The 6,218-nt window shown below is 60.9% G+C and carries 5 protein-coding genes and 1 other RNA gene; all 6 read right to left on the minus strand.

Annotation, left to right across the window (positions count from 1 at the left end; translation table 11 throughout):
* Positions 1-107: 107 nt before the first annotated feature.
* Entirely contained in the window at positions 108-764 is a 657-nt protein-coding gene (gene recR / locus HMPREF2935_RS02080; RefSeq protein WP_061920107.1) for a recombination mediator RecR, read from the minus strand.
* A 78-nt stretch (positions 765-842) separates the two neighbouring features.
* A complete protein-coding gene (locus HMPREF2935_RS02085) occupies positions 843-1,217 on the minus strand; it encodes a YbaB/EbfC family nucleoid-associated protein (protein WP_061920106.1) in 375 nt (124 codons plus the stop codon).
* Between the two features lie 65 nt (positions 1,218-1,282).
* On the minus strand, positions 1,283-3,934 hold the full coding sequence (locus tag HMPREF2935_RS02090) for a DNA polymerase III subunit gamma and tau (RefSeq protein ID WP_070731787.1): 2,652 nt from the start codon (positions 3,932-3,934) through the stop codon (positions 1,283-1,285).
* Between the two features lie 56 nt (positions 3,935-3,990).
* Positions 3,991-4,467: a suppressor of fused domain protein gene (locus tag HMPREF2935_RS02095; protein ID WP_070731788.1), complete on the minus strand. Its 477-nt coding sequence runs from the start codon at positions 4,465-4,467 to the stop codon at positions 3,991-3,993.
* Between the two features lie 69 nt (positions 4,468-4,536).
* Positions 4,537-5,808 carry an aspartate aminotransferase type Ic gene (locus HMPREF2935_RS02100; RefSeq protein WP_070432793.1) on the minus strand — a complete coding sequence of 424 codons (1,272 nt, stop codon included), beginning with the start codon at positions 5,806-5,808 and terminating at the stop codon, positions 4,537-4,539.
* A 100-nt stretch (positions 5,809-5,908) separates the two neighbouring features.
* An RNA gene (gene ffs / locus HMPREF2935_RS02105) (signal recognition particle sRNA small type) lies at positions 5,909-6,005 on the minus strand.
* Positions 6,006-6,218 lie beyond the last annotated feature (213 nt).

The raw sequence follows: 6,218 nt of genomic DNA on the forward strand, positions 1-6,218 counted from the left end.
CGGCTTGCCTTAGCCCAGCTTGCCTTAGCCGCCCTAAATGCCAAATCGTCGCCATTTTCGCGCAACTTAGCGCCACAATCCGGCAATTAGGGCGGCTGCTAAGACAGCTACACCGTCAAACGACCCGACAGCGCGCGGGACAGTGTCAGTTCATCCACGAACTCAAGGTCGCCGCCCAGCGGCATGCCTGATGCGAGGCGGGTGATCTTCAGATCCGGGAAGTCACGCAACAACCTCACCAGGTAGGCCGCGGTAGCCTCGCCTTCCGTATTCGGATCGGTTGCGAGGATAACCTCTTTGATCTCCGGCGTCGTGTCATACAACGGCGCGTCCGGGGTGGAATCCGCCAGCTCGCGGTCCGGCAGCACGCCACCGATGCGCTGCAAGAGCACGGAGATGTTGAGGTCCTTCGGGCCCACGTTCGCCAGCGGGTCCAAAGCGCCACCTAGAACGTGGTAGCGCCCCTCATACTCACCGGTGCGCTCGATGACCTGGATGTCCTTAGGCTCTTCTACAACACAAATAGTGGATGCATCGCGCTGCGAGTTCACGCAGATTCGGCAGACTTCTTCGCGCGAGATGTTGCAACAGATACGGCAGAAAGTCACGCCATCACGTACCGCGCCGAGCGCGTTTTGCAGGCGGTCGACGTCCTCCGGATCCATATGCAGCACGTGAAAAGCGATACGCTGCGCCGACTTCGGCCCGACACCCGGAAGGCGCGAAAACTCGTCGATGAGATCCTGCAGAGGTCCTTCGAACACGATTCTCCCTATCTATGAAATGCAAAAAGGCCGCTTCCCCCACTGCGGGGAATAACGGCCTTTTAGTTTAACGCGCGACTACTGGTTGCCGCCGAAGACATCCTGGAAGGAAGGTCCATCGTAGCCCTGCTGGGACTGGCCCATGCCCTGGGACAGCGGGCCAATCTTTTCCTGAGCCAGCTTGCCAGCGGCAGCGTGTGCTTCCTTAAAAGCGCCGATGACGAGGTCCTGGAGGGTGTCAACGTCCTCAGGGTCCACAACGGACTTATCGATCTGGAGGTCAACGAGCTCCGCGCCGCCGGTCATGACAACCTTAACTAGGCCGTTGCCTGCGGTGCCTTCAACGTGTGCGGCCAGGATTTCTTCCTGTGCCTTCTGCAGCTCAGCCTGCACGCGGGCAGCCTGTGCGAGCAGGTCGTTCATGTCATTTGCCTGGGACATTGGGTCAGTCATGGAAAGTCCTTTCAACGTAAATTTCTTTAAGATTTTCGCTACCCGTCAAGTGTACAGACGCTTAACTACAAGCGCCGTGCACCTAGCTCCTTGGTGAGCAGTTCCATCGCAACTTCCGTGGAGCTGCGGTGGTCCATCTCGCCGGCGTTTTGGGCTTCCTCCATCATTTCGCGTTCTTGTTCATCGCGGGAGTAGGCCTGTTGCGGTGGTTGCGCAGTGCTTGCCGACGCCCCCATCTCCTGGCTCTGCTGCCCCGGCCCCGGTTGGCTGGGCTGCGGGTCAGCTGGATAGTACTCCTCTGGTGGTGCCTCAAAATCGTCTTCCGGCGCTGGTTCGGGCGGCAGCGGTACACCGTTGCCGAACTGCGGAATCTTGTTGAATTCCTCGTCACGCTTCTGTGCCACCTGTGAAGCCTGCGCGATTCGCGAACGCCAGTCACCACCCTGCTGGGATGACTGCTGTGCCGGCTTCGCTGCTTGCTGACGCGGGGCCTGCACCTGCGCAGGCGGAGTAGCTTGCGGTACAGGTTGATGCGCGCTTGCCGCCGCTGTGGCGGCTGCCGCAGCCGCCGATGCCGCAGCCGGTGTCACTGGCCCGGGGCTCTCTTCGCGAGCAGGCTCGTTGTTCTGCGTGCCGATAGGTCGCGGTGCTCCCCACGGATCATCAGATGCAGACGCAGATGCGCTGGCAGACTGCTCCGATTGCTGCTCGGGTTCAGTCTGCGGGCTAGGCCTCTCAGACTCCTGTTCTGGCTCAGCGGACTCGCGCTGTTGCTGGTTTGGGTTCCACGTTGGCTGCTGCCGCGGAGTGCTTTCGCTAAAGCCTGCTGCCTTCGGGTTGGTGCCGATAATGCAGTTGACCTTGATGTCACGGCGCAGCTCTTCCTTAAGAACTGCCACGATTGCATCGTTGTTGGACGGCGAATTGATTCGCTCCGCAAGGGCACCAGTGGTGTGTCCCAAAATCAATGTGTCATCACGGAAGCCAAGCACGCGCGCCTCAGCGAGCATGATCTCTGCAACCTTGTTGCGACGTCCCACGGCCGCGCGAAGGTTCGACCACTGCGAACGCACTTGCTCCGCGACATCAACTGCATGTTCCTGCGCTGGTTCCTGAGCAGACTCCTGTGCTGGTTCCTGAGCAGACCGCTGTGCCGGTTCCTTGGCTGGCTCCGGAGCAGACTCCTGTACAGGTTGAGTCTCGGTTCGCTGCTGAGGCGCCTGTTCGGCGCGCTCGGCTGGCTGTTGCTCGGACTGCTGCGGCTGCTGTGCAGATGCCGATTGTTCCGGCTGAGTGGACTGTGCTTGCGGCACCGGCTGTCCGGGTTGGGCGGGCTGCTGCGCAGCCTGCTGTGCCGGTTGCTGCGGCTGAGCCTGCGGCGCCTGGGCCTGCTGCTGTTGTTGCTGCGCCTGCTGCTGAGCCTGGCGGTTGCGACGGGCAGCAATAATGGCGGCAGCTGCGGCTGCTGGGTCTTGGGCTTGGGCAGTAGCGGGTGCAGGTTGGTTGGACGCTGCGGCATTTGTTTGACCGGCAGCAGGCGTTCCAGCGGAAGCGCCTTGCGGTGAGCCAGCAGGCATTCCCTGTGGCAGCGCAGCAGTCTGGCCCGCGGCGGCAGCTGCGGGCGCGGAGCCAACCAGAAGGTGGGCACACAGGATCTCCAGAAGCAGACGCGGCGAAGTAGCGCCACGCAGCGAAGAAATGCGGCTATTGACGGTTTCTGCCAGGTAAGCCAACTGCGGGCCGGTGAAACGCTGGGCTTGGGCCAAAAGGATTTCGCCGCGGTCGGTCGGCGCCGAGACCAAGCCGGCCTCCAAAGCACCCGGCACTGCTTGCAGAATCATGAGATCGCGAAGGCGATCCAAAAGGTCGATGGTAAATCGGCGCGGCTCGTGGCCGGCTTCAATGACGTCGTCGACGATCATGAACAAGGCTGCCTTGTCTTGCTCGGCAAGCGCCTCAATGGTCTTATCCAACAGACCTAGGTCAGTCACGCCCAGCAACGGACGCGCAATGTCATAGGTCAGACCGTCAGGCCCCGCACCAGCCAAGAGCTGATCCAGAATGGACAAAGTATCACGCGGGGAACCGCCACCGGCCTGGATGACCATGGGATACACCGTGTCATCAACGTGCACGCCCTCCGAAGCCACAGTGCGCTCCAACAGGCCCTTCATGGCCGGCGGGGTCAGCAGGCGGAACGGGTAATGGTGGGTACGCGAGCGAATGGTGCCGATGATCTTTTCCGGCTCGGTGGTGGCAAAAATGAAGATCACGTGCTCCGGTGGTTCCTCCACCACCTTCAGAAGCGCGTTGGCGCCCGAGGCGGAAATCATATGCGCCTCGTCGATAATGAAGATGCGATAGCGCGACTCAGCAGGCGCATAGTACGCGCGGTCACGCAGCTCACGCATGTCTTCCACACCGTTGTGGGAAGCCGCGTCAAGCTCAGTTACATCCAGATTGCCCGGGCCACCTGGTGCCAGCGAAACACAAGACTCGCACACGCCACACGGGGTAGACGTAGGCCCCTGCTCACAGTTGAGCGAGCGGGCCATAATGCGCGCTGAGGAAGTCTTGCCGCAGCCGCGCGGACCGGAAAACAGGTAGGCATGATTGATACGCCCTGCGTCGAGGGCAGCGGATAAAGGCTTGGTGACCTGCTCTTGGCCGACCACTTCCGCGAACGTTGCTGGACGATATTTCCGGTATAGAGCCACGGTTAGTCAGTCTACATTCTGCGGCTGACACTCTCCCCCGCAGCGGGCGGAGACAGCTAGCCGGCGCGCTTCCAATCGAGAATATCGACGCCCTGTTCAGCTACTGCTTCCTGCAGCTTGGCGACGCCCTCTTCCACCGCATAGGCATATTCTGAATCGGTAAGCATCAGCAGCTGACAGACCAAAGTCAGCCGACCTTCCTCCGGCAGCTGAGGGGTGCTGCCGCCCCACAAATAAGGCGCGATCAGCAGACCATGGTGCACGTTGAGCGAATCTTCCGAAAGTATCTCCGGCAGCATGATGCCCGGCTGGGCCGGCAGCATGCCTCGGGCCTTGGTCAGCTTTTCTGCAGCCGCAGTAACCGCAGCAGCTACCTCCGGCTGCGTCGCGCGCGCCACAGTCAACAGCTCGCAGCGCACATCGACGCCCTGCTCCGCATGCTTGAGCCCCGTGTCTACCTCACCGAAGGTGGTGGTAACGGCGAGGGACTGGGCGTCGTCAAGCGCGGCTAAACCAAGCCGGCGGCCTTCCACGTTTTTAAACTCCAGCGGAACGGGAATGACCTGGTTTAGCCAGTACGAAGTCTCGTCGGAATTGATGGCTTAAGCCCCCAGCTTCTCCAAAGCGGCGAGCAGCACGCAGGTTGCGACGCCGTCCATTGCAGCCTCGACCTCTTCCTGCGGCGGCAGCGAAGGTGCCAAGCGGATGTTGCGGTCATTCGGGTCCTCGCCGTGCGGGAAGGCAGAGCCAGCCTTGGTCAGCACGATGCCCGCATCCTTCGCCAGCTCCCAGACGCGGGTGGCGGTGCCATCGACGACGTCGAGGGAGATGAAGTAGCCGCCCTTCGGCTCGGTCCACTGCGCGACCTCGTACTCGCCCAGGCGGGACTGAAGGATGCGCAGGACAGCGTTGAACTTCGGAGCCAGCAGCGCCGCGTGGCGGCGCATGACCGCACGCACGCCTTCGGCGGAGCCGAAGAACTGGTAGTGAGCAAGCTGGTTGATTTTGTTCGGCCCAATGCCGCGAATCTTCGCGTGGGAGAGGTACCAATCCAAGTTCTCGCGGGAGGAGGCGAAGAACGCAACGCCAGCGCCAGCGAAGGTGATCTTGGAGGTAGAAGACATAGCCCAGAAACGGTTCGGGTTGCCTGCCTTAGCTGCAATGTCGAGAATCGGCAGGATCTCCGGGAACTCATCGGTGAGAGTATGGACCGCGTAAGCGTTGTCCCAGATGATGCGGAAGTCTGGCGCTGCGGCTTCCATGGAGGCCAACTCTTGGGCGATCTCCTCGGAGATGGTCACGCCAGTTGGGTTACCGAACATCGGAACGGTCCACATGCCCTTGACCTGCGGGTCCTTGACCAATTCCTTGACGGCGCCGAGATCGGGGCCGTCGGAAAGCATAGGGACCGAAATCAGCTCGAAGCCGAAGTGCTCCGTGATAGCGAAGTGGCGGTCATAACCCGGAACCGGGCAGATCCACTTGACGGTCTTTTCCTGGGACCACGGACGCTCGGACTCATTGGTACCGAAAGCATAAGCCCAAGAGATGAGGTCGAACATGATGTTCAAGGAGGAGGAATCTCCAGCCAACAGCAGCTCTGGGTCGATGTTGGTCAGCTTGCCCCACAGCTCACGCAGTTCCTTGATGCCCTCAAGGTTGCCGTAGTTGCGAAGGTCGTTGCCTGCGGCGTCGGAATAGTTGCCCGCGCCTGGCAGCTCGAGCAGATCGTTGGACAGGCTCAATTGCGCCTTTGCGGGCTTGCCGCGGGTCAAATCCAGCTTCAGGCCCATAGCCTTCAGCTCCTCGTAGTCCTTACGAACCTTCGCTGCGAGTTCGTCGAGCTCAGACTTTTCGAGATTGAGCAGGGACATTCCTGTCCACCTTCCGGGTTAGTTGCGGGTAGTTGCGAATATATGGCAACCAATACTAACGCTTGCGTGCAGCTTTTGTAATGTTTATCACCCAGAAAACTTAAAAGGGACCCCGCGCACCCGTCAGAGCCTCCTGACCCTTGCTGCATTCCTGCCCTGGGGGAGTTCAGAGGATGGACGCCACGCGGAATCCTGCCGATAAGCCTAGCGCGCCTGCTACCCCTGCGGCAAACCGTTATTGCCCCCAATCGCCGCGGCCCCGCTCCTTCCCATCGCTGCGGCCGCTGTTACAGCTACTCCACTAGCGCCGGACGCAGGTCGGCCTACCCGGAGTGCGCAGTACGAATTTTTCCTTGGGGCCTGCTCGTGTAGAGTCTTCCAACGGAGGATTCGACTAGCGGCCTATGTCA

The organism is Corynebacterium sp. HMSC076D02 (assembly GCF_001813815.1).
Lineage (GTDB): Bacteria > Actinomycetota > Actinomycetes > Mycobacteriales > Mycobacteriaceae > Corynebacterium > Corynebacterium simulans.